16 protein-coding genes and 1 tRNA gene are annotated in these 22,561 nt (G+C 60.7%); 7 read left to right on the top strand and 10 right to left on the bottom strand.

Annotated elements, in window-relative coordinates; all coding sequences use genetic code 11:
• Window positions 1-135 precede the first annotated feature (135 nt).
• A complete protein-coding gene (gene astE / locus BN1139_RS08825; protein ID WP_005353271.1) occupies window positions 136-1,161 on the bottom strand; it encodes a succinylglutamate desuccinylase in 1,026 nt (341 codons plus the stop codon).
• Between the two features lie 282 nt (window positions 1,162-1,443).
• Window positions 1,444-1,653 (bottom strand): DUF1127 domain-containing protein, encoded by a 210-nt coding sequence (locus BN1139_RS08820; RefSeq protein ID WP_005353272.1) that lies wholly within the window; start codon window positions 1,651-1,653, stop codon window positions 1,444-1,446.
• Between the two features lie 523 nt (window positions 1,654-2,176).
• On the opposite strand from BN1139_RS08820, the gene BN1139_RS08815 reads away from it, so the two are divergent.
• Entirely contained in the window at window positions 2,177-3,070 is an 894-nt protein-coding gene (locus BN1139_RS08815) for a DNA replication terminus site-binding protein (protein ID WP_005353273.1), read from the top strand.
• A gap of 156 nt (window positions 3,071-3,226) precedes the next feature.
• Here BN1139_RS08815 and BN1139_RS08810 read toward each other — a convergent pair whose 3' ends face one another.
• The 3 genes from BN1139_RS08810 to BN1139_RS08800 all read right to left on the bottom strand — a co-directional run bounded on the left by BN1139_RS08810 (window position 3,227) and on the right by BN1139_RS08800 (window position 9,346).
• Window positions 3,227-7,102 carry a DEAD/DEAH box helicase gene (locus BN1139_RS08810; protein ID WP_005353276.1) on the bottom strand — a complete coding sequence of 1,292 codons (3,876 nt, stop codon included), beginning with the start codon at window positions 7,100-7,102 and terminating at the stop codon, window positions 3,227-3,229.
• 433 nt (window positions 7,103-7,535) lie between these two features.
• Window positions 7,536-8,621: an ATP-binding protein gene (locus tag BN1139_RS08805; RefSeq protein WP_005353278.1), complete on the bottom strand. Its 1,086-nt coding sequence runs from the start codon at window positions 8,619-8,621 to the stop codon at window positions 7,536-7,538.
• The gene (locus tag BN1139_RS08800; RefSeq protein WP_005353280.1) at window positions 8,618-9,346 is read right to left on the bottom strand and encodes a response regulator; all 729 of its coding nucleotides are present in this window, start codon (window positions 9,344-9,346) and stop codon (window positions 8,618-8,620) included. The genes BN1139_RS08805 and BN1139_RS08800 overlap by 4 nt, the downstream gene beginning before the upstream one ends.
• Window positions 9,347-9,503: 157 nt before the next feature.
• Between BN1139_RS08800 and BN1139_RS08795 the strand changes: the two genes are divergently transcribed.
• Both BN1139_RS08795 and BN1139_RS08790 read left to right on the top strand, forming a co-directional pair.
• Window positions 9,504-10,661 carry an efflux RND transporter periplasmic adaptor subunit gene (locus tag BN1139_RS08795; RefSeq protein WP_013723585.1) on the top strand — a complete coding sequence of 386 codons (1,158 nt, stop codon included), beginning with the start codon at window positions 9,504-9,506 and terminating at the stop codon, window positions 10,659-10,661.
• Between the two features lie 15 nt (window positions 10,662-10,676).
• Window positions 10,677-13,811: a multidrug efflux RND transporter permease subunit gene (locus tag BN1139_RS08790; RefSeq protein ID WP_005353285.1), complete on the top strand. Its 3,135-nt coding sequence runs from the start codon at window positions 10,677-10,679 to the stop codon at window positions 13,809-13,811.
• Between the two features lie 86 nt (window positions 13,812-13,897).
• Here BN1139_RS08790 and BN1139_RS08785 read toward each other — a convergent pair.
• A tRNA-Ser gene (locus BN1139_RS08785) sits at window positions 13,898-13,987 on the bottom strand.
• Window positions 13,988-14,378: 391 nt separating this feature from the next.
• On the opposite strand from BN1139_RS08785, the gene BN1139_RS08780 reads away from it, so the two are divergent.
• Both BN1139_RS08780 and BN1139_RS08775 read left to right on the top strand, forming a co-directional pair.
• The gene (locus BN1139_RS08780) at window positions 14,379-15,335 is read left to right on the top strand and encodes a L,D-transpeptidase family protein (protein WP_005353288.1); all 957 of its coding nucleotides are present in this window, start codon (window positions 14,379-14,381) and stop codon (window positions 15,333-15,335) included.
• Between the two features lie 39 nt (window positions 15,336-15,374).
• On the top strand, window positions 15,375-16,364 hold the full coding sequence (locus tag BN1139_RS08775; protein ID WP_005353290.1) for a DUF481 domain-containing protein: 990 nt from the start codon (window positions 15,375-15,377) through the stop codon (window positions 16,362-16,364).
• A 70-nt stretch (window positions 16,365-16,434) separates the two neighbouring features.
• On the opposite strand, the gene BN1139_RS08770 is transcribed toward BN1139_RS08775, so the two are convergent.
• The 4 genes from BN1139_RS08770 to BN1139_RS08755 form a co-directional block, all read right to left on the bottom strand.
• Window positions 16,435-17,850 (bottom strand): SLC13 family permease, encoded by a 1,416-nt coding sequence (locus BN1139_RS08770; protein WP_005353291.1) that lies wholly within the window; start codon window positions 17,848-17,850, stop codon window positions 16,435-16,437.
• A gap of 245 nt (window positions 17,851-18,095) precedes the next feature.
• The gene (locus BN1139_RS08765) at window positions 18,096-18,821 is read right to left on the bottom strand and encodes a MaoC family dehydratase (protein WP_005353292.1); all 726 of its coding nucleotides are present in this window, start codon (window positions 18,819-18,821) and stop codon (window positions 18,096-18,098) included.
• Between the two features lie 245 nt (window positions 18,822-19,066).
• A complete protein-coding gene (gene rlmF, locus BN1139_RS08760) occupies window positions 19,067-20,038 on the bottom strand; it encodes a 23S rRNA (adenine(1618)-N(6))-methyltransferase RlmF (protein WP_005353293.1) in 972 nt (323 codons plus the stop codon).
• Between the two features lie 148 nt (window positions 20,039-20,186).
• Window positions 20,187-20,675 (bottom strand): C40 family peptidase, encoded by a 489-nt coding sequence (locus BN1139_RS08755; RefSeq protein ID WP_005334331.1) that lies wholly within the window; start codon window positions 20,673-20,675, stop codon window positions 20,187-20,189.
• A gap of 275 nt (window positions 20,676-20,950) precedes the next feature.
• Here BN1139_RS08755 and BN1139_RS08750 point away from each other — a divergent pair, with 275 nt between their 5' ends.
• Together BN1139_RS08750 and BN1139_RS08745 are read left to right on the top strand one after the other, a co-directional pair.
• Window positions 20,951-21,673 (top strand): 4'-phosphopantetheinyl transferase family protein, encoded by a 723-nt coding sequence (locus BN1139_RS08750; protein WP_005353295.1) that lies wholly within the window; start codon window positions 20,951-20,953, stop codon window positions 21,671-21,673.
• The gene (locus tag BN1139_RS08745; protein WP_005353298.1) at window positions 21,670-22,518 is read left to right on the top strand and encodes a tetratricopeptide repeat protein; all 849 of its coding nucleotides are present in this window, start codon (window positions 21,670-21,672) and stop codon (window positions 22,516-22,518) included. The genes BN1139_RS08750 and BN1139_RS08745 overlap by 4 nt, the downstream gene beginning before the upstream one ends.
• Window positions 22,519-22,561 lie beyond the last annotated feature (43 nt).

Below are 22,561 nucleotides of genomic sequence, written 5' to 3'. Positions count from 1 at the left end.
AACGGGGCCAGTCATCTGACTGGCCCCGTTTTTTATTACTGCGGCTAACCGCTGCTGTGTCTGAGCCGCCGACTAAAACAATGGCTTGGCGCCACCTGCGGATGCATCACCGCTCTGCAGGCAAAACTATCACCGCTATTCCCAGAGCCTTGTCGGCACCACCATAAGTACGGTGCGCTGGCCGATCGCCACATTGGCATTGGGGAAGACTACCGCCTCACGCGGCTTCTCGACGGTGTAGCGCAGCTCACCATCCTCGGCCAACACGAACCCTTGCGGAAATTCGGTGAAGTTGTCCACATCGCTGGCGAACAGGAAGCGAAAGTCCGCCGATTTTTTGGTGATTACCCGATCGATGGCAAACAGGGTGAAATCATCCGCCCGCCACGGCTCCAGCGCCACCTCATCCTGAGTGACCAGCTCCTGCAGCGCTTGGCGGGTTTCGATAAAGCGGGTCATATCGTTCTCGCCAAACGGGCGCACCTTGCCCAGCTCCACCGTGAAGGCATGGGCGCCATGCTGGCGGGAGCTATAGTAGCTGAAGGTCGTGGTCGGGCTGGCGGAGAGCAGAATGGTGCGCACCCCGCAGGCACCGAGGAACTGCACCTGCTCGCGGCAGTGAGGCCGCTCGTGGGGGAAGGGGTAGACGGCAAACTTCTCGTGGCGCGAACCGCGAATGGCGGTGTGCAGGTCGTAGTGGTAACGGGGACGAGCCGGATTGGCAAAGAAGCGGCTCACATACTGCTCGAGGCGCATGGCGCGGATCCGCTCCCGATTGCACAGCCCCTCCCCCTTGCTGTGTGCTCCGGAGAAGAGCCGGTTCATGTTCTCCTCCACCTCCCGCAGCCCCAGATTCATAGCAGCCGGATTGCCAAACAGGAACAGCACCCGATGACGGGCGCTCAGCTCGCCTGAGAGCAGACGACTCAGCAGCTGGTTGCAGATCTCGATGGGGGCGGTCTCGTTGCCGTGGGTGCCGCAGGAGAGGACGATATCCTTGCGTCCTCCCCGCTGGTCGCCCGCGCCACTGGCAGGCTCCAGACAGAGCACGCCCGTATCCCAGACGCTGACCCACGCACCATCGGGCAGAGCAAATTCAAAGGGATCGAGCTGCCACTCATGGCTGCGGGTCATGGCCAAAAAATCGTGCTGGGGAATCATCCGTCTCACCCTCTTGCGCTGGAACACTATGGCCGGATTATACGCAAGGCATCACGGCTTAAAATCGTTTTTTAAACAAATTCAAACATTAACGATACAAGTGTGATAACAATCGAACGACGACAGCAATGACGGTAGCGATATGGAATAAAGAGGAGAGGAAAAAGGATCAACGTAAAACGGGGAGAGATAAAACAGACAATGACAGACTTGGCGGCCGGGCGCCACGGGGCAGAACAGCAAACGACTCAGCAGAAAAACAAGGCATCCATGCCCGGTAGATCAACCACGCCAGAACGGCTTGGTGGTCTCTTGATAACGGTCAGCTTCGTTCAGGCCGATGTCTTTGAGCAGGTACTCGGGCAGCTCGGAGAGCTGGCGACGGCTGCGGCTGCGCTCCAGCCAGGTCAGAACGGTCATTTTAATGCGAGCAACCAGATTCAATTGGCTGGAATGCTGGTAACCGGTTTCGGTATAAGTCATGTTGGCCATGATGTGGCTCCTCTGAATATTTGTTTACGCACTGGGCTTTATTTGATGCGCAAAGCTTAGTCAGGGCGCAGGGCCGACTCAATTGACGAATTTTGATACGTTACATTAGGAAAACTAATAGTAAAAAACTGACTGATACAATTTTAATGCTTTGATTTATAAAGAATAATTAAGTCGCTATTCGACCATCAACGGCCCGCAGCATATTGTGCTGCATGGCACCACCTTACATATGCAATTTACCGCATTGCCTATGCACTCGCCAACAGACGTGCCATGGGTGGCAACCCCGTCATTACATTCGATCGTTAATTTTGCGATCTCTTTGTGATCTTAAATTAACACAATGAAACATAAAACAAACTTACTTTTCCTCCCGCGCAGCTCCCTCGATGAAGACCCGAAAACGCCCCTCTTGGCGCGCAACCGGCATACTGATATGGTTATTTACACAGTAGTTTATTCCCCTGCCCTGACGCCATCGTTTATGCCGTCAGAGGCGGATGAAACCACAGGATCATCAATGGATACCTTTACCCCGACCGCCGCCCTGCGTCAACAGATGGCCGCCATTGAAGCCTCTCTCAACCAGCTGGCCGATCTGCTTGGCCAACTCAAGCTGCAGGAGGCTCATGTCTATCCTCTCCCCCCGGTTGCACAGGGGGAAGAGCACGACCCGATCGAGCAAATCGAGGTGGGCTATCTCAACGGTGAAGCCGCACTGGCGGCCACCCTCGCCGCCTATCGGGATCACAGCGCCCGCCCCGGCTGCTCCACCAAGGCAACTCATCGGCTGCCCGGCTGGTTGCGCTTTCCTGCCGCCGCCGCTCCGTTGATCCAGCCTCTGGTTGAGGAGATCAATCAGCGCAAGCTCGATTTCAAAGCGCTGGTGCAGCAGGCGGGGGGACGGGACGAGAAGTTCGAGCTGGTACATACCGCCCTGCCCGGGGTGATCACCCTACAGGTCTACCGCAAACTGACCCTGTTGGCGGGGGAGCTGCAATCCCTCGGCTTTACCTGGGCTGACAAGCAGACCATCAATCGCCTCAGTCGCGAGCAGGTGCTTGAGATGCTGGAGCGCAGCCGCCGCTACATACCGGCCCTCTCCAACAACGAGGAGTGGAGCAAGATGGTGGATCAGGAGGTGTACGATATTCGCCGCCTGCCCGCCGATGCCGAGCTGCGGATCCGCCGCCCGGTCAAGACCCACCCGATGATCAATCTGCTCTGGCTGGAGCGCACCCCGCGCAAGCAGCAGATCAAGGCGAGCCTGCCGCTCTTGCTCTGCTCGGATACCCCGCCTGCGGTCACTCATCTGGGCAACTATCCCCCCAAGAGCCGGCAGGCGCGGCGAGATCGCAAGATTGGCGGCGAGCCCATCATCGAGCGGCTGCACCTCTATCTCTATCAGGGGTGACTGGATCAGGGATAGCTGGTTCAGGGATAACCGGGCCGCCTTGCCGCGATAAACGAAGTATCCCGCATCAGCACCCCAAATAAGAAAGGGGAGAACATCTCTGGATGTTCTCCCCTTTTCTGTATCGATAGACGGTATGTAAGGCGGCGTCGCCAATCAGCCCATCAGCAGGGCCCGCAGGCTCTCCACATCCAGCCCGCGCACCTCGGACTGGCCGCTCAGCAGGCCATCGGCCAGCGCCCGCTTCTCGTCGTGCAGGGCGACAATCTTCTCCTCCACCGTCTGCTCGCACACCAGCCGGTACACGGTCACCGGCTGGGTCTGGCCCATGCGGTGAGCCCGATCGCTCGCCTGATCTTCCACTGCCGGGTTCCACCAGGGATCGAGGTGCAGCACGGTATCGGCCTGGGTGAGGTTGAGACCGGTGCCCCCCGCCTTGAGGCTGATGAGAAACAGCGGCACCTCCTCATGACGAAAACGCAGGATGGAGTCCTGACGGGACTTGGCAGAGCAGCCCCCATCCAGATAGCAGTAATCCCAGGATTTCTGCTCGATGCGGGCCCGCAACAGACTCAGCAGATCGACAAACTGGCTGAACACCAGCACCCGATGACCACCGTCGATCGCCTCTTCCAGCAGGGCCATCGCCTCGTCCAGCTTGCTGCTGGTCTGCGACCACTCGGGCATCACCAGCTCCGGTGAGCAGCAGAGACGGCGCAGCCGGGTCAGGCCACTCAGTACATGCATCAGGGCGCGACCATCGGCGCTTTGCACCTGCTGCACCACTTCCCGTCGGGTCGCCTCGTAGAGCTGACGCTCTTCGGGGGAGAGGCTGATGTGGTGAATGATCTCGGTCTTGTCCGGCAGCTCGGTCAGCACCTGCTGCTTGAGACGACGCAGGATAAAGGGGCTGATCACCGCCCGCAGCAGCGCCATATGCTGGGGATCCTTGACCGCCTTGCCAAAGCGGCGCTTGAACTCGCCAAGGCTGCCGAGCAGCCCCGGGTTGATAAAGGTGAAGAGGCTCCACAGCTCCCCCAGATGGTTCTCGATGGGGGTGCCGGAGAGGGCGAGGCGAAAATCGCCGTCGAGCTGGAACAGCAACTTGGCGCGCTGGGTGCCGGCGTTTTTGATTTGCTGGGCCTCATCAAGCACCATGGAAGACCAGCGGCGGGACTTGAGCGCCTCCGCCAGGCTGCCGAGCATGCCGTAGTTGATGAGGATCACCTGACCGGCCTTGGCCTCGCGAATGATCCCCTCCCGCTCGGCCGGGTTCTCGAACACCACCACATCCAGCTCGGGGGCGAAACGGGCCACCTCCTCCTGCCAGTTGGTGACCACTGACTTGGGTACCACCACCAGCGCAGGGCCAAGGTGCTGGCGCATCCGCAGCACGATAAGCGCCTGCAGCGTCTTGCCCAGACCCATGTCATCGGCCAGACAGGCACCAAAACCATGATGGGCCAGGGTCGCCATCCAGCGCACCCCCTCTTTCTGATAGTCCCGCAGGGAGGTAAGCAGCTCGTCCGGGCAATCGACCTCCTGCTGCCACTCCTGCTGCAGGGATTGCCACGCTGCATCCCCTTCGGTGGTAATGACCGAGAGCAGACGAGTGAGCGGATAGGCCAGCTTGTTGTTGATGCGCTGCTCTTCATCGAGCATGGCCCCCAGCATGGTGAGCCGCTCCACCAGCTTGTCGCTCAGCATCAGGCTGGTCTTCTCGTCGAGCTGAACGGTGCGCTGCCCCGGGGTCATCTGGCGCAGAATAAGGCGCAGATCGAGGATCTGGTGCTCATCAAGCGCCAGTGCCCCTTCGACCTGGAACCAGTCCTGCCGCCGCTCGATGCGCAGGCTCAGAGCCGCTTCATCGAGGCTCTTGAGGCGGGCGCTGTCCTGATGCCAGTGAATGACCACACCGGCATCCACTAGCTCGGGCAGGGCATTGACCAGCGCCAGCGCCTGTTCCCCCTGCAGCAGCCACTCGCTGCCGGGCAGGCCGATGGGCAATTGATTGCGCAGTAGCTGGGCCTGCAGCTTCTCGGCAGCGAGATCCCTCTGCCAGTAGTGGTACGCCTTGATCCCCTGCCGCACGATCGCCTCCCCCTTGCCAAGGGGCTGGGGCGGCAGATCCTCAAAGCGGGTCACCAGCTTGACCGACAGCTGGCCATCCTGCCAATCCAGTTGCACCGAAGGAATGCCCGGCCAGGAAGCCAGTTCGGCGTTGCCGCTAAGCCCCGCAACCTGACTATGCCAGGGCAGCTCGGGAATGGCGTCCAGGGTGCGTTGCAGCTCGGCCAGCCCCTCGGCGGGCAGCAGCGGGATAGATTCGAGCGCTGGCAAGCGGTCGAGCAGCGGCTGCGGGGTAAGGATCAGCTGCCACAGATCCTGCGCCAGCGGCATGATATGAGCCCCGCGGGCGGCCGCATCGGGGCAGAGCTGCGCGCTCATCCCCTGTTCGGTGGCCACCACCTGCAGCAGGGGGGCGCTGATGGCCAGTTGCAGCTTCTGCCCCTTGGCGTTGAACAAGCGGGGGTGATCGGCCAGCGGCGCCCAGACATCCCGCGGCAGTCGTCCCATCACCCGTGGCAGGGTGCGGACCAGTGCCCAGTCGTGCTCATCGAGCATGGCGGCATACTGGGTAGAGAGCAGGGCTGGATCGACCCGGCGACCGGCGGTCCACTCCCCCTTGGTACTGAGCTTCTGGATCTTGCACTCCAGCTCGGGACCATCAGCATGGAGCAGCCACACCAACCGCTCCTGCGGCTTGCGCACGCCACTGGAGCGTCCCAGTCCCTGCAACCAGTTGAGCCAGCTGGCAGAGGCCGCGGTTTTATCCTCGTCCCCGTCATCATCCTGCTCGTCACTGCCCTCTTGCGTACTCTCCTCACTGCCGCGCAGTTGGCACAAGGGCGCCCCTTTGGCCGCCTCGCCCAACAAGATGCGCAGCAGATCCTGACAAAACGCCATCAGGCGATGATGGGGCTCGGCATCGAGCAGATGGGAGAGATCCCACTTGTGCAACATGGCCACCTGCGGGCTCTGGGCACCGTGACGGGCCAGCGCACAGAGATCGAGCCAGAGATAGCCCCAGTGGAGCTCCTCCACCGGCAGTTGCAGGGTATCGAACAGGCCGACCGCCTGACCGTGGCGATCGCCCGCCCACTGGCTAAGCAAGTCGGCAAGCAGGGGGAACTGGCCAGTCAGACTGCGCTGCCACTTCTTGCGCTGTTCGCTGGCGATGACGGGATCGGCCTGCTGCAACCAGCCAAGCCAGAGCAGGGCGCTGAATGAACGGGGCCACTGGCCCGCTTCACCCTCATCGGTTGCCTGCCACTGGCCCAGTGCGGTGAGCAGTCGCTCGCCAAGCGGGCCGCTCTGGCTCTGTTGGGCCAGCGCCTGCAGGGCTGGCCAGCCGGGGGCGGCATCCTTGTCCTCGCCGGTTGGCGATGTGCTCTCGCCATCCCCGCAGAGCCAGCGCCACTCCGCCTCGAACGCTTTGGCCCGGGCCTGCACCTCGGGGGCGCAGCGCACCAGCGCATTGGCCAGCGGCCAGCGATCTTCATAGGGGGCATCAAGCAAGAGTTGCAGCGAGAAGTGCTCCAGCAACATTTGCTGCCAGGCGGGGCTGGAGCCCGCCAGCAACTGGTGAGCGTCCGGGGTATCGAGCAGGGTCAGCAGATCGCTGGCCGAGAAATAGGTCGGGATCTCCCCCGCCTTGCCGCGGCAGAGCTCGCGCACCACCGCATGGGTAAGATCCTGCCCGGTCAATGAGGGCACCCGGCTCCAGTCAGGCGCCGGGCAGAGACCGGCACGCACCCCCAGGATCAGCGCCAGCGTCCCCTCGGCGGTCAGGCTCCACTGCTGCTCCCCGCGCAATCTGACCAGCCCCGCATCCTGCAGTCGGGTCAGTTTATCGATCAGGGCATGGCCTATCGCCAGTTGTTCTTGCAGCAAACGGGTACTGGCAACGCGCTGCAATTGCAGGGTGGCGAGCAGGGCATAACTATCCGAAGAGAGGGTGGACGCAGACATCAAGACTCACGGGCAAGTGCAAAAGCGGAATTTTAACGGTAAAGCGCCAGCGGCTCGACCCTTTACCGTGAAATAACTCAAAAAAAAACGGCCATCCATGATGACCGTCGAAAGTAACGAAGGAAATAGCCGGATCATCCGGTTACCTCCCACAGCGGGAAAATCGGGAGCGCTAGCCCCTAATTCGTGGAGCCAATGCTAGAGGTTGGCGCCCGAAAAAGCTTTGAAGCGGATCACAGTTGAAAAGGATTTCTGAAAACGGTTTCAATTTTTAGCGGCAAAAAACCATGATTTCGCGCCAAATGAGCCATGTCCAAACCCCTCCTGCTCACCCGGCACAAGCGGTAGAAAACCCTATAACGGTCGCTTGTCGAACGCCCCTGTGCGGGCAGCTGTCAGCTGTATAGCCTCATCAGAACCTGCCGCCCGCAGGCTAGGTTTCAGGGCCACCGGACATGGCCGAGATGGGCCAGGAGAGCACGAATCGGCTCCCTCCCCGTCCGGTAGATTGGCAAACCGCGCTGCCGCCGTGGGCCTCGGCAATCGCCTTGACCACGGCGAGCCCAAGTCCGCTGCCGCCGCTCTTGCGCGAGCGTGACGGCTCTCCCCGACGAAACGCATCGAAGATACAGGCGGCGACCTCCTCGCTGATGCCTGGCCCCTCATCTTCCACACTCAGGACGCACACACTCTCCAAGCGATACAGCCGCACGGTCAGCAGGCCCGGCAGCGCGTGCTTCTGGGCATTTTCCAACAGCGCCATCAGAGCCTGACGGATACGAAACAGATCGCAGCAGACATGAAGTTCGCTATCGAGCTCCCGCTGCAACACAAATCCGCTCGCCGCCAGAGGGCTGGCAAACGCCTCAAGCACCACGGCAAGCTCGTCGGCCAGCCTGACCTCGGTCCGCTGTAACTCCAGATGGCCGCTGTCGTTGAGGCTCAATACCCGCAAATCCTCGATCAGGTGATTGAGCCCCTCCACCTGACGCAGCAACCCCTCGAAGAGTTCGCTGCTGGGAGGAAATACCCCTTCGGCCAGCCCCTGCAAACGGCCGCGCAAAATGGTCACCGGAGTGCGCAACTCGTGGGCAATGGCGGCATTCCAGAACTCCCGCTCGCGGGTCATGCTCTGCAGCCGCTCGGCCATGGCGTTGAAGTCGCGCACCAGTTGCGCCGTCTCCCCGATCGCCTGCTCATCCTCCGGCACGCGGGCATCGAGTTTGCCCTCGGCCACCTCGCGCAGGCTGGTTGCCACCGAGTTGAGGGGAGTCAGGATGCGACGAGAGAGGCGCACCGCCACGTACAACGCCATCCCCAATGCAATGAGAATGGTGGAGCCGATCCAGATCATCTCGACTCTGGAGGGCACCCAGGTCTCGGAGATGCTGCCCGGTACAAACGCCACGGCGATGCCATAAAACACATAGGTGCCGATCACCGCGAGGGAGATGATACCAAGCGTCATCAAGCCCAGAGAGCGGATGATCTGCCTGCGAAGGCCGGGCGCCGATTTCATGCATCGCCCCCGAAGCGATAGCCAACGCCCCAGACACTGGCGGGGACCCCCTGAATACCGTGTGTCTCCAGTTTTTTGCGCAACTTGCTGATGTGGCTATCCACCGTACGCTCCTGGGTATCCCCCTCCGGCAAGCAGTGAGTCAGCAGTTCGGCGCGACTGAACACCCGTTTCGGCGCCCGCATCAAAGAGGCGAGCAACTTGAACTCGGTCAGGGTCAGCTCCAGCACCTGCTGCTGGTCATCGCGGAAAATGCTGGCCTCGTGGCTCTCCAGATCGATCTGAAACTGGCCGACCCGCAGCACGTTCGCCGTGGCAGGCTTTACGGCCTGGGTGCGCCTGAGCACGGCCTGCACTCGCGCCACCACTTCGGCCGGATTGAAGGGTTTAACCACATAGTCATCCGCCCCCATGCGCAGCCCCATCAGCTTGTCGAGATCCTGATCGAGGGCGGTCAGCATGATCACCGGCGTATCGCCGCGCGCCCGGATCTCGCTGAGCACCTGCCAGCCATCCAGCTGCGGCATCTGCACATCCAGCAGCAGGAGATCGGGTTTGAATGCCTGATGCATGGCCAGCGCTTCACGGCCATCGGCGGCGTGCAGGGAGCGCAAGCCATGACGTTGCAGGTAAGCGGCGAGGATGTCGGCGATCTCGGCTTCATCCTCTGCAATCAGTACCAGTGACTGGCCCGCCGGGCTGGCGGAAGCATTGAGATGGGACATAGTCGGACTCGAAAAAAGGTGGCGTTGAACTTTATCATCGCCTCCATGGATTCTCCACAAAGCCTCGAATCATTCGCAATAGCCCCTCGCCATAATAGCCGCTCGATGCACTCTCCGGTCACATCACACCGGAGAGACGGTTTAACGAGGTGAGTGGATGATGTTTGTCAAACAGCGGTATGCGGGCGCCCTGCTCGCCGTCATTGCCGCATTCGGGTTGGCGGGTTGCGATGTCGCGCCGCAAGAGCAGGAGGCCCCCGCCCTTCCTCAGGTGTCGGTGCTGACTCTGACTGGTCGGGAGCTGGTCATCAGCGAGGATCTGCCCGCCCGGGTGGCGGCACTGCGCAGCGCCGACATTCGCGCCCAGATCAGCGGCATCGTACAGCGCCGCCTGTTCGAGCAGGGCGCCGAGATCAGCGCAGGTACCGTGTTGTTCCAGATAAACCCGGCCCCCTTCAAGGCCGATGTCGACAGCGCCGCCGCCGCATTGCAACGGGCCGAGGCGGTGCTGGCCCGCGCCCGTATCCAGATTGAGCGCCTGCAGCCGCTGCTGCGCACCGATGCCATCAGCCGCCAGACCTATGACGATGCGGTCTCCCTGCGGGATCAGGCGGCTGCCGATGTAGCCCAGGCCAGGGCGACTCTGGCCCGGCACCAGCTGAACCTGCAATTTGCCAGCGTGGAGGCCCCCATCGCCGGGCGCATCGATCAGGCGCTGGTGAGTGAAGGGGCCCTGGTGTCGCCCACCGATGCCACCCCCATGGCTAGGATCCAGCAGATTGATCAGGTCTACGTCGATGTGCGTCAACCGGCCTCGGTGCTGGAATCCCTGCGCCAGCAGGCTGGCTCAACGGCACCGGAACTGGCGGTAGAGATCCTCGGCAGCAATGGCACACCGCTGGGCATGCAGGGGCGCATCCTCTTCTCCGGCATCGAGGTCGATGCCGGGACCGGCGACGTGCTGCTGCGGGTGCTGGTGGATAACCCTGAGCGGCGCCTGTTGCCCGGTCTCTACGTGCAGGCGCGCATTCCCCGGGCCCGCTATGACAACGCCCTGACCGTGCCCCAGCAGGCGGTAGTTCGCACATCGGGTCAGACCAGCGTGTGGGTGGTGGATGGCCAGGGGCAGGCACAGCTGGTTCCGGTCAACACCGCTGAACTGGTGAATAGCCAGTACCGCATCGCATCCGGGCTCAGTGCCGGGCAACAGGTGGTGATCGAAGGGATCGATCGTCTGACCCCGGGAGTTCAGGTCATTGCCTCCCCCTGGCAACCACCCGCCGTCAGCCAACCGGCTGACAGCGGCATTCGCTGAATCGGAGAGTTATCCATGCCGCAGTTTTTTATCCATCGCCCGGTGTTTGCCTGGGTGCTCGCCCTGTTCATCGTGCTGGCAGGGGTCATTGCCATCCCCAAGCTCCCCATCTCCCGCTATCCCTCGGTGGCGCCGGTGTCGGTGACCCTCTATGCCACCTATCCGGGCGCCACGCCGCAGACACTGAATGATGCGGTGGTGAGCCTGATCGAGCGCGAGCTGTCGGGAGTGAAGAACCTGCTCTACTTCGAGTCCTCTGTGGACGCCTCGGGCAGCGCGCAGATCACTGCCACCTTCAAGCCGGGCACCGATCCGGAGCTGGCCCAGATTGACGTGCAAAACCGCATCAAGGCGGTCGAACTCCGTTTACCGCAAGCAGTGCGGCAAACCGGCCTGCAGGTAGAGTCAGCCTCATCCGGCTTTCTGATGATGGTCGGCATGACCTCACCGGATGGCCGCTTCGATGAAGTTGCCCTCAACGACTACATGGCACGCAATATTGTGCAGGAGCTGCGCCGCATCGACGGGGTAGGACGAGTGCAGCTGTTCGGCGCCGAGCAGGCCATGCGCATCTGGGTAGATCCGGCCAAACTCGCCGCCTACGGGCTGACCATCAGCGAGGTGGCACAGGCCATCGAGCAGCAGAACATCCAGATTGCACCGGGACGTCTCGGTGACGAGCCCGCCCTGCCTGGCCAGCGCCTGACGGTACCCCTCACGGTTCAAGGGCAGCTAACAACCCCCGAGGCATTCGCCGCCATCGTGCTGCGAGCCGGTGGCGATGGCGCCAAGCTGGTGCTGGGTGATGTCGCCCGGGTCGAGCTGGGGGCGCAATCCTACGCCTTTTCCAACCGGGAGAACGGCGTGGCCGCCACCAGCGCCGCCATCCAGCTCTCCCCCGGCGCCAACGCCGTGCGTACCGCCGATGCGGTGCGCACCCGTCTCGCCCAGCTCGCCCCCACCCTGCCGGCGGGCATGGCCTATTCGATCCCGTTTGACTCGGCCCCCTTCGTCAAGGTCTCCATCGAAAAGGTGATCCACACCCTGCTGGAAGCCATGGTGCTGGTGTTTCTGGTGATGTTTCTCTTCCTGCAGAACCTGCGCTACACCCTGATCCCGGCCATCGTCGCCCCCATCGCTCTGCTTGGCACCTTCGCGGTGATGCTGCTGGCCGGTTTTTCGATCAACTCCCTCACCATGTTCGGCATGGTGCTGGCCATCGGCATCATAGTCGACGACGCCATCGTGGTGGTGGAGAACGTCGAGCGCCTGATGGCCACCCGGGGGCTGTCGCCCCGAGAGGCGACGTCGCAGGCCATGAAGGAGATCACCGGGGCGGTGATCGGCATCACCCTGGTGCTCACGGCGGTGTTCCTCCCCATGGCGTTTGGCAGCGGCTCGGTGGGGGTCATCTACCAGCAGTTCACCCTGTCGATGGCGGTGTCGATCCTCATTTCGGCCTTCCTGGCCCTGACCCTGACGCCTGCGCTCTGCGCCACCCTGCTGCGTCCGGTCAGTCCGGATCATCATGAGAAGCGCGGCTTCTTCGGTGCCTTCAACCGGGGTTTCGAGCGGTTCACGGCAGGCTACGGTGCGCGGGTAACCCGGCTGGTCGGGCGCAGCGGACGGATGATGGCAACCTTTGCCGCCCTCTGCGCCGTGCTAGCCATCGCCGCCGCCCAGCTGCCCTCCTCTTTCCTGCCGGACGAGGATCAGGGCTACTTCATGACCTCCATCCAGCTGCCGACCGGCGCCACCAGCGAGCGTACTCTTGAGGTGGTCAAGGCCTTCGAGGCTCACGTCGCCTCTCGCGAGGCGCTGGACACCAACCTGGTGGTGCAGGGCTTCAGCTTCTCCGGCGCAGGCCCCAATGCCGCCATGGCCTTCACCATGCTCAAAGATTGGGATCAGCGTCATGGCGCCACGGCAGCCGAAGAGGCGGATCTGGCACAAGCGGCCATGGCAAATATTCCTGAAGGCACGGTAATGAGCCTACTGCCGCCCGCCATCGACGAACTGGGCACCGCCTCCGGCTTCACCCTGTTCCTGCAAGACAGAGCCAACCGGGGGGAAGCCGCGCTGCTGGCCGCTCAGGCACAGCTGCTGGAACTGGCCGCCAAAAGCCGGGTAGTCAGTGATGTGTATCCCGACAATCTGCCTCCCGGCGAGAGCATTCACCTCGAGATCAACCGACAGAAGGCCGAAGCCATGGGACTCTCGTTCGCCAGCATAAGCAGTACCCTGTCGGCCGCAATGGGGTCGCTCTACGTCAACGACTTCCCCAACGGCGGGCACATGCAGCAGGTCATTCTGCAGGCCGACGCGTCGGCGCGCATGCAGCTCGATGACGTGCTCGGTCTGCGGGTGCGCAATGCCAACGGCGGCATGGTCCCCTTGCGGGAGGTGGTGACACCGGAATGGCGCGAATCGCCGCAACAGATGATGCGCTTCGATGGCTTCCCTGCCGTGCGTATTGCCGGGGGGGCAGCGCCCGGCATCTCCAGCGGAGCGGCGATGGCGGAGATGGAGCGTCTGGCGGCGCAATTGCCGCCAGGCTTCGCATTGGCCTGGACGGGACAGTCGTTGCAAGAGCGCCAGTCGGCCGAGCAGGCCCCCCTGCTGATGCTGTTGTCGGCGCTGGTAGTCTTCCTGGTGCTGGCGGCACTCTATGAAAGCTGGTCGATCCCGCTCTCGATGATGCTGGTGGTGCCGCTGGGCCTGCTCGGTGCCGTCGCGGCCGTGATGCTGCGCGGCATGCCCAACGACGTCTTCTTTAAAGTAGGCATGATCACCATCATCGGTCTGTCGGCCAAGAATGCCATCCTCATCGTGGAGTTTGCGCGCCAGTTGCACAGCGAAGGGCGCTCACTGCTTGATGCGGCTGTCACTGCTGCCCGCCTGCGCCTGCGCCCCATTCTGATGACATCGCTGGCCTTCACCCTCGGTGTGGTGCCCTTGATGCTCGCCAGTGGCGCCAGCGCGGAGACCCAGCACGCCATCGGCACCGGCGTGTTTGGCGGCATGATCAGCGGCACCCTGCTGGCCATCTTCTTCGTACCGGTCTTTTTTGTCTTCATCATCGGGGCGCAGCAGCGCCTGCACTCCTGGCAGGCACGGCGAGCATCCAACCGCATTCATCCGGGCCGATGACCACAGATACACAGGCGGCCGGATAGTCCCTCAGCACATCACCAAAAGAAAAAGCCCAACCTGCTAAACAGGTTGGGCTTGGTATGTGGCGGAGAGACAGGGATTCGAACCCTGGGTGGCATTGCTGCCACAATTGATTTCGAGTCAATCCCGTTCGGCCACTCCGGCATCTCTCCGTGGGGAGAGAGTTTTACCCAAGCTGGGCCGAGGATGCAATAAAAATTTCTTAGATATCAAATGGCTGAATCAGATATCTGGGAGCAGGCTCACATTGCTTTACGCACGGCTTACGTTGCGAGGCCACTCTTGTATGGCCCTGTATCCACCCGCTCGCACACCCGGCCATTATCCACGTCGTGATATTCCCCCATTGCCATCAGGCGTCTATTTTTCCTGCTTGGTGCTCAAATTTATGGGTGATGCCGATTTTGGCCGGTTTCCTATGTATCCCCACATCATTGCTTGTGCGCGGCAAGCTGGTAATCATGGGCTGATTGAGGAACAATCGCGCCATTCTGGCGGCTGTGTTGATGATGTTCCGCCCCGATTGAACTGATGGATCTTCTTATGCGATTGCCGAAACTCAAGCCCCTACCCTTAACGCCCGCCCTTTCCCTGCTGCTGACAGCCATCCTGCTCTGCGCGGCGCCGGCAGAGGCCAAACGCTACCCGCTGCCAGCTGCCGGAAGTCGCCTCATCGGTGAGCTGGAGGATTACATCATCCAGCAGAATGAACATCTGGAGCTGGTTGGCAAAAATACGCAAATTGGATTTTTGGCACTGCTTGAGGCAAATCCGGGTGTAGACCCCTATTTACCCAAGCCTGGCACCCGCTTGACGCTGCCCACCCAGATGCTGCTGCCTGATGTGCCTCGCGAGGGGATCGTCATCAATCTGCCCGAACTGCGTCTCTACTACTTCCCCAAAGGGAAGAGCGAGGTCATCGTGCTGCCCATCGGAATTGGTGATATCGGCCGTGAGACTCCGGAGATGACCACCACCGTCATCGAGAAGAATCCCAACCCGACCTGGGTACCCGGCCCCATGGTGCGCAAATCCTGGCTGGAGCAAAAAGGGATCACCCTGCCCGCCGTGGTGCCCCCCGGCCCGGAGAATCCCCTTGGCAAGTTCGCCATGCGCCTTGGCTATGGCAAGCGCGACTACCTGATCCACGGCACCAACAAGGAATTTGGCGTTGGCCTGCGGGTAAGTGCAGGCTGCATCCGGCTGCGACCTGACGATATCGAAGCCCTGTTCAAGATTGTGCCGATCGGCACGCCGGTACGGGTCATCAATCAACCGGTCAAGGTAGCCATCGAACCGGATGGGCGCCGCTGGCTGGAGGTACACTCCCCGCTCTCCCGCACCGAAGAGGAGCTTGAAAATGGCGCCCCGCTGATGTTATCACCGGCCATAGAGAGCTTTATCAGCGCACCTGACGTGATGCAGGATGAGGTGACGGCGGCGCTGGAGAGCAAAAACGGCCTGCCCCGCCCCATCAGCAGCCAACTTGTCAGTGGCTAAGTCACCAGCGCCCGAGTCGCACCGGAGTCACCTTACCTCATGAAATTCCTGCCCCTCCTACTCCTGTTGGCCTGTCACTCCTTGTGGGCCAAGGACATCCTCTGGATGAACAATGGCGATCGTCTGACCGGCAACATCGAGGAGGTGACCGAACAGTCGGTGCGCATCGCCCTGCCCTATGCCGGCGCTGTGACCGTCAAGCGGGATGCCATCAAGCGCTGGCGACTGGACAAACAGGATAAACCCAAGGCGACCGCCAAAGGTGGATTCACCCTGTTCAAGGATGAGCAGGATGAACGCAAGGCCTGGCTCTGGACCGGCAGCGGCGATCTCAATGTCAAACTCAAACAGAATGACAAGCAGACCAACAACGTCAACCTCAAGTGGAAAAGCGAGCTGGCCAATCTGGACTGGCGTTACAGCTTCTCCGGTGAATATACCTATGAGACCGCTGACAACGTCACCGACAGCCATGATTATCAGCTCAACCCTACGCTGGACTACTTCTTCAACCAGCAGTGGTTCTTGCGCACCTCACTCGATGCCGAATATGACATGCTGGATAAAGATCGCTATCTCTACATGGACTATGGCTCGGGGCCTGGCTACCGCTTCTGGAACGACAAACGCCGCCGACTGGAGCTGATGGCCCAAGGGGGATTAAGCCGACTCTACTTCCGTGAAGATAGCGAGGTTCCCAAGATTTTTCTGGGTGAACGGGTCATTGACTACCCCTTCGCCGGTTTTAACTGGGATTATCGCCAACCTTTCTCCCTCTGGCAGGAGAAAATGGAGCTGTTCAGCCAGGGGCGATACCTGAAATATCTGGCACAAGCCTCCCCCTATTTCACCCGTAATCAGGATCTGAAAGGCAGCATAGGATTGCGCTACTACTTCAACGACCATCTGCGCCTCTCCTGGTCGAGTGAGCTGGATTGGGAAGATGCTGACATCCTTGTCGATACAGGCAGCCCGGAACCCCGGGAGAGCGAATTCAGACACCTGCTCAGCCTTGGCGCCAGTTTCTAGCCCCCGCCCCCCAACAAGCAAAGAGGAGCCAAATTGGCTCCTCTTTCTTATCGGACAAACGGACTCGCAACTAGATCAGCCCCCAGGCGGCAATCTGGTAGATCCATACCATCGCCAGCAGGGTGCCGACCAGCCCCATGATGACGCCGATGCGCACCATCTGGTGACTCTCCACCAGACCGGTGGCGTGGGCCAGCGCATTGGGCGGGGTACTGATGGGCAGAGACATCCCGAGCGAAACCGAAATGGTGACCGCCAGGATCAGGGTATGACTGCCACCCCACTCGGCCAGCTCCGGCATGCTGACCGCCAGTGCTGCCACCAGTGGCAGCAGCAGGTTGGCGGTCGCGGTGTTGGACATGAAGTTGGCCATCACCACCGCCAGCAGGCAGGCGCCGACCAGCACCGCCAGCGTGGAGTATTCGTGGAACGGAATATGGGTGATGAGCCGCTCGGCCAACCCGGAGTCCTCCAGCGCCAGTCCCAGCGCGATACCGCCCGAGACCAGCCAGAGCACGTCGAGGGAGATCTTGTGCAGATCGTCCTTGGTGATGATGCCGGTGGTCAGGAACACCGCTACCGGGATCATGGCGACCACGTAGGAACTCATGCCGTGCAGATCCCCCAGTAGCCAGAGCACTATGGTGGTGATAAAGGTGAGGTAGACCACCCAGGCGCGAGGGGTCTGCATAAAGCGCCCCTCAATCTTGAGATCCATCCGCTTGAGGGTGCTCGGGAAGAAGCGCCCCAGCAGAAACCAGCCAAGCAGCAACAGCAATACCACAAAGGGCACCGCAAATCCCATCCACTGACCGAACGAGATGGCATGCTCGCCGGTCAGGTATTTGAGGGCCACTGCGTTGGGCGGAGTGCCGATGGGAGTGCCGATCCCGCCGAGGTTGGCCGCCAGCGGAATGGCCAGCACAAAGCCGATTTTGGCCGGGTCCTTGTCGGGAAACGCCGCCAGCACCGGGGTAAGGATGGCCAGCATCATGGCGGTGGTGGCGGTATTGCTCATGAACATGGAGAAGGTGGCGGTGATCAACATCAGCCCCAGCATGACGATCCGGGGATCCTGACCAAACGGGCGCAGCAACACCCGCGCCAGATTGACGTCCAGATGGTACTTGGTCGCCGCAATGGCGAGGAAAAAACCGCCGAGAAACAGCATGATAACCGGCGAGGCAAAGGTCGCCATCACCTCGGTGGACTTGAGCAGCTCACCAAAGCCCGGCTCTGCCTTGTCGGCAGTCATGAACCAGAGCCCCTTGTCGGAGAGCAGCAGCAGCTCCAGCACGATGATCAGCACCGAGGTAGCAAAGATAGGGATGGGCTCCAGGATCCAGCAGAGGGCGGCCAGCACGAAAATGGCCACGACCCGCTGTTCGATGACGGTGATCCCCTCCAGCGGGATCCAGTGGGTCGGGATCAGCAGGATGGTGAGGCTCAGCAGCAGTGGCAGAATAATCTTGTTATTGATGGGCACTATTGTCTCCAGGATCGGGAGTAAGAAGCCAATAGTGGCATAACATGCTATCACCTCACGCGGCCAACTCGCCAAAATGAGAGCTGGCTAACTGCACGGCGCACCGTTTTGTGAGTCATATCAAGCTGGGGTCGGCGCGCTATGGCTGACGCCTCAACCCTTGCAACAAACAGGCAAAAAAACGGGCCCGCTGTTCGTTGCACACGACAGCGGGCCCGTTTCACCATTCATACCGATGAGGGGGCTCAGAAGTAGATGCGGGTCACCGACTCGATGACGCAACCCGGGCGGCGGATCCCTTCGATCTCAACCTTGATCTCTTTGAGCAACTCCAGCCCACCCTTGATGGGGGTGACCCGGGCCAGCTTGGTGCGGGCGCGGATGTTGCTGTCCACCTTGATGGGGTACGGGAAACGTACCTGATCCAGCCCGAAGTTCACCACCATGCGGGCGGTCGGGAACTCGGGGGTGGCCTCATCGACCGAGCCGGTCAACTGCGGCAGCAGCGCCAGGGTCAGGAAGCCGTGGGCGATGGTGGTCTTGAAAGGCGACTCGGCGGCCGCACGCTCCGGATCGGTGTGGATCCACTGATGATCCCCGGTCACGGCAGCAAACTGATCGATCATCTGCTGGCTGACGTGCAGCCACTCGCCGACGTGGGTCTCTTCACCAATGCGGGCCTGCAGGGCGGCATAGAGCTCGGTCGCCTCGGCCGCCAGCTCAACTGCGGGTTCCTGAGCCACGGCAGGCTGACCGTTGGCTACTTGTGCCACGGTTGCTGCATCCTGTTGCTGCTCGCTCTGGGACTCGGCTTGCAAGTCCAGCACACGCCCCAGCAAAGGATGAAGATGTGCCTTTTGCTGAAACTCACGCCAGTAGTCGCGGATCGCCGGAGAGAGCCAATCCTTGAGCTCAAAGGGGTGCTGCGCCAGAATTTCGCGCTTGCGCTTCAGAAAATCGACAACTTTCATCTACCGATCCCTATTTGATTCAATGCCTGTAAAGAGGTCTAACCAGTCCTATTTTATTAAAGTTTCAGCTGTAAGTGCAAAAAAATCTCGGCGTACACCTGTACCAAGGCGGAAGTAACTACTTACACCATGTAAACCAGCACGATCTACCAATGAGGAAATCGATTGCCAAAGATGCCGCCAGCAGGGGAAATTCATCGGGGTCGTTATGAAAAAAGGCCCTCATCGGGCCTTGTGGTGGGGAGTCAGCGCGCGCTCGACCAGCCGCGACGCAATCCCTCTTCATCCAGGAAGGACCAGGCGAGGATCCGGCTCACCTTGTTGCCCTGTGCCATGTCGATCACCCGTACCTGACGCGCCCCCACCCGGCTCAACGCCTTTTTCGCCCCCGGCAGGTTCTCTTTTTTCGACACCAGCGAGCTGAACCAGAGACACTGAGTGGCAAACTCCTTGCTCTGGGCAATCATGTTGGCCAGAAACGCCGCCTCGCCCCCTTCGCACCAGAGCTCTGCCTTCTGGCCGCCAAAATTAAGCACAGGGGCGCCTGTCACCTCCTTGCCCAGATTGCGCAGCTTGCGCTCCGTCCCCTTGCTCGCCTCCTCCAGCGATGCATGGAACGGCGGATTGCACAGCGTCAGGGCGAAGCGCTCCTTCGGCCCTATGATGCCGCGAAACACATGGTTGGGGTTGCCCTGCAGGCGGCACTCAATCTGGTTGCCGAGCCCGTTGCTCTTGGCCAGCAGGGTGGCCGCCTTGACCGAGACCGGATCGATATCCGATCCCACAAAACGCCAGCCATATTCGCGGCAGCCGAGCAGCGGATAGATGCAGTTTGCCCCCACCCCGATATCCAGCACCCTCACCCCCTTGCCGGTAGGGAGCTGGCCTGCGCTCTCGGCTAGCAGGTCGGCCGCCCAGTGCAGGTAATCCACCCGTCCCGGGATAGGCGGGCAGAGGTAACCGGCAGGCAAGTCCCAGTGGGCAATCCCGTAGTGATGGGCCAGCAGGGCGCGATTGAGGGTCTTCACTGCATCGGGATCGGCAAAATCGATGGTGCGGGTGCCGTAGTCATTGATAAAGACATGAGCGGCCAATTCGGGAGTTCGCAGGCAGAGCGCCTCAAAGTCGTAACCCGCCTGATGGCGATTACGGGAGTGAAGTCCGGATTTGCGGTCGCCCGACTTGGGGCCACCGGCTGATGGGATGCGGGGTTTCATGCTGAGCCTGCCGAAGAAAACGGGCCCACACTATAGTGATTTGACTCGGGAAAGTCTAAACGAGGGCAATAAAAAACCGGGCTATCGAGCCCGGTTCAAGTGAGGTTGGAAAAACAGTCCGTACTGCGAGCCGTTTGTCCAGCCTGACTCAGATATCGATCCGGCGAGCTTGCCAGAACTTGTTGCGCCAGTATTGGCTATCCAGCTTGGAGCGCGTCACACCGGCTCGGGTCGAGGCATGGATGAATTCGCCATTGCCGACATAGATGCCAACGTGGTTGAGACGACGATTGATTTTGAAGAAGACCAGGTCACCCTCGACCAGATCCTGCTTGGAAACGCGCGTCCCTTCGTGGACTTGAGAGCGGGTATCGCGGGGTAATTCGATACCGACGGCATTGCGGAACACTTCACGGGCAAAGGCGGAACAGTCGATACCGCGCTGGCTGCTGCCACCCATCCGGTAAGGAACACCACGCCACTCTTTATATACAGTCAGGATTTCATTCACATCGGGTGTCTGGGAAGCTTCCGGTTCGATGACAGGTTCAACCATGGAAACTTCGATCTTGCTCGCGACCTCGGGTTGGGGTGCCGAGGCACAACCCACCATTCCGAGCGCGACCAGCAGTAGCATCAGGTGGCGCAATCCTTTATCCCCGCTAAATAGTAAATCTTGTTAAAATACGGCCCCAAAGGGCAATTTATAAGGCAACAGCACCCGACTATATCCAAGAATTCTATCGAGGCAAGTGAAAATCCCTATCAAGCTCACATTTTTGCAAGGAAATGCACGATTTTTCATAATTAATGTGATCATGCCCAAACAATATACAATCGCAAAAAGAGCCTTGGGCCTCATAGATAACTGGCTTTTATCCCTGCTTCAGCACCTTTTTAAAGTGAAAAATCATGATCGAAATCGATCTTTTTTTGTTAAAACCGGCCAAGGTATGCCAGGAACTGCTTTCTCAATTGCCTGAATGGCTGTCAACCGATGAGCTGCATATCTGGCAAGCCATGACCCATCCTGAACGGCATCAGGAATATCTGGTGAGCCGCGCCCTGCTGCGCCAGCTATTGGCCGAGCGGCTGCAACAACCTGTCGCCAGTCTGCAATTTTGCAACGGCCCCCACGGCAAGCCCCGACTGCATGATGATGCTTGGCAGTTCAATCTGAGCCACAGTGGCAGCTGGCTGGTGTTGGCGCTCTGCCCGCATGGGCCGCTTGGGGTGGATATCGAACTGGGCAAACGTCGGCATCATCCCCTCCCCCTGGCCCGCCGGTTTTATGCACAGAGTGAATATGAGTGGCTCTGCGCACTGCCTGCCCAAGAGCAGGAGAGTGCCTTCTACCGGCTCTGGTCGCGCAAGGAGGCGGTACTGAAAGCCCACGGTGGCGGCATAGCGGCGGGACTGGAGAAGGTACGGTTTCTCCCGGAGGAAGGATGGCGACTCGACAACCGGCTCGATGACACCCCTTATCAAGTACAGGATTGGCCCTTTGCCAGCGGCTGGCTCAGCCTCGCGGCGGCGGCAACCCCCGTTGCCTTTTACCGGCTGGATGAGCGCTTGAATTGCCACTCGCTTAACCCCATGTTACTCAACACCCTTTCTGAAGAGTCCAACTCATGATCGTCGACATTACTCCCCAGAATTTTCACGCTGAACTTATCGATGCGTCCATGAAGAAGCCGGTCGTCATCTATTTCCATGCTCCGCAGATGCCGGAGTGCCAGGGGATGACACCACTGATCGAATCACTGGTTGGGCCCGCCAATGAGCAGGTCACCCTGGCCAAGGTGGATATGAACGATCCCCAGCTGCAACCGCTGGCCAGCCAGCTCGGCCTGCGCGCCCTGCCGGCGCTGGTGCTGTTCCATCAGGGTCGCCCTGACGAACAGGGGATCATCGAAGGGCCGCAGGATGAAGCCACCCTGCGCCAGTATTTCGCCGCCTTCGCCCCCAAAGAAGAGGAAGAGTTGCTGGCCAAGGGGCAACAAGCACTGGCTGACGAGCAGCCCAGCATCGCCTATGCCCATCTGACCAAGGCACACCAGCTGGCTCCTGAACGTCACGACATCAGCCTGTGGCTCATTCAAGCTGCGCTCGACCTCAACCTGCTGGATGAAGCGCAGGAGCGCCTCGGCACCATCCCGATGGCGGCGCAGGATGGCCACTTCCATACCCTGAGCTCACGACTGGCGCTGGCCCTGCAAGCGGCAGACAGCCCGGAGCTGCGCGCGCTGGAAGCCCGCCATGCAGAACAGCCTGATGATTTTGCCCTGGCTCAGGAGCTGGCGGTGCAATACAACCAGGCTGGCCGTCAGGAAGAGGCGTTGGGACTGCTGCTGGAGATCCTCAAGCGGGATTTGGCATTCGGCGATGCCAGAAAGACCTATCTCGATATTCTGGCGACCATGGGCAGCACACCGGCGGCGCAGAGCTATCGTCGAAAACTCTATAGTCTGCTCTACTGAGCGGAATCGAACTGGCTGGTAATGATGGGGGAGTGTCGGGAGA

Source organism: Aeromonas veronii bv. veronii (assembly GCF_000820225.1).
Taxonomy (GTDB): Bacteria; Pseudomonadota; Gammaproteobacteria; order Enterobacterales; family Aeromonadaceae; genus Aeromonas; species Aeromonas veronii.
The sequence above is the reverse complement of the archived record's forward strand: the minus strand, read 5'-3'. Positions and strand labels throughout refer to the sequence as shown.

Coding starts and splice junctions, on each gene's coding strand:
- BN1139_RS08790 (WP_005353285.1), top strand. CDS start 10,677: ATGCCGCAGTTTTTTATCCATCGCCCGGTGTTTGCCTGGGTGCTCGCC.
- BN1139_RS08775 (WP_005353290.1), top strand. CDS start 15,375: ATGAAATTCCTGCCCCTCCTACTCCTGTTGGCCTGTCACTCCTTGTGG.
- BN1139_RS08805 (WP_005353278.1), bottom strand. CDS start 8,621: ATGAAATCGGCGCCCGGCCTTCGCAGGCAGATCATCCGCTCTCTGGGC.
- astE (WP_005353271.1), bottom strand. CDS start 1,161: ATGATTCCCCAGCACGATTTTTTGGCCATGACCCGCAGCCATGAGTGG.
- BN1139_RS08750 (WP_005353295.1), top strand. CDS start 20,951: ATGATCGAAATCGATCTTTTTTTGTTAAAACCGGCCAAGGTATGCCAG.
- BN1139_RS08810 (WP_005353276.1), bottom strand. CDS start 7,102: ATGTCTGCGTCCACCCTCTCTTCGGATAGTTATGCCCTGCTCGCCACC.
- BN1139_RS08800 (WP_005353280.1), bottom strand. CDS start 9,346: ATGTCCCATCTCAATGCTTCCGCCAGCCCGGCGGGCCAGTCACTGGTA.
- BN1139_RS08745 (WP_005353298.1), top strand. CDS start 21,670: ATGATCGTCGACATTACTCCCCAGAATTTTCACGCTGAACTTATCGAT.
- BN1139_RS08780 (WP_005353288.1), top strand. CDS start 14,379: ATGCGATTGCCGAAACTCAAGCCCCTACCCTTAACGCCCGCCCTTTCC.
- BN1139_RS08820 (WP_005353272.1), bottom strand. CDS start 1,653: ATGGCCAACATGACTTATACCGAAACCGGTTACCAGCATTCCAGCCAA.
- BN1139_RS08795 (WP_013723585.1), top strand. CDS start 9,504: ATGATGTTTGTCAAACAGCGGTATGCGGGCGCCCTGCTCGCCGTCATT.
- BN1139_RS08815 (WP_005353273.1), top strand. CDS start 2,177: ATGGATACCTTTACCCCGACCGCCGCCCTGCGTCAACAGATGGCCGCC.
- rlmF (WP_005353293.1), bottom strand. CDS start 20,038: ATGAAACCCCGCATCCCATCAGCCGGTGGCCCCAAGTCGGGCGACCGC.
- BN1139_RS08765 (WP_005353292.1), bottom strand. CDS start 18,821: ATGAAAGTTGTCGATTTTCTGAAGCGCAAGCGCGAAATTCTGGCGCAG.
- BN1139_RS08755 (WP_005334331.1), bottom strand. CDS start 20,675: ATGCTACTGCTGGTCGCGCTCGGAATGGTGGGTTGTGCCTCGGCACCC.